The 241-nt window shown below is 68.5% G+C and carries 1 protein-coding gene; it reads right to left on the bottom strand.

The window, feature by feature from the left end:
• Positions 1-241 (bottom strand): 3-keto-5-aminohexanoate cleavage protein (locus tag AAEY79_RS16170; RefSeq protein ID WP_352289744.1); only part of this gene is annotated, 241 nt, incomplete at both ends.

Below are 241 nucleotides of genomic sequence, written 5' to 3'. Positions count from 1 at the left end.
CGTGGCCGCCGAGCAGCATCGCCTGCGCGACCATCGGCATCTGCATGCGGCCGATCCCGAAGCCGGCCCAGTGCGCGCCCGGCGGCAGGTTGTCGACCATCGCCTTCATCGTGCCCGTGTCGGCCGGCGCGCCCCACGGAATGCCGAGGCACAGCTGGAACAGCGGCGGATCGTCGAGCAGCCCTTCCTTCAGCAGCTGCTTCGCGAACCACAGATGGCCCGTATCGAAGATCTCCAGTTC

It is taken from the genome of Psychrobacter sp. GW64-MNA-CIBAN-0177, from assembly GCF_040309585.1.
Classification (GTDB): Bacteria; Pseudomonadota; Gammaproteobacteria; order Pseudomonadales; family Moraxellaceae; genus Psychrobacter; species Psychrobacter okhotskensis.
The sequence above is the reverse complement of the archived record's forward strand: the minus strand, read 5'-3'. Positions and strand labels throughout refer to the sequence as shown.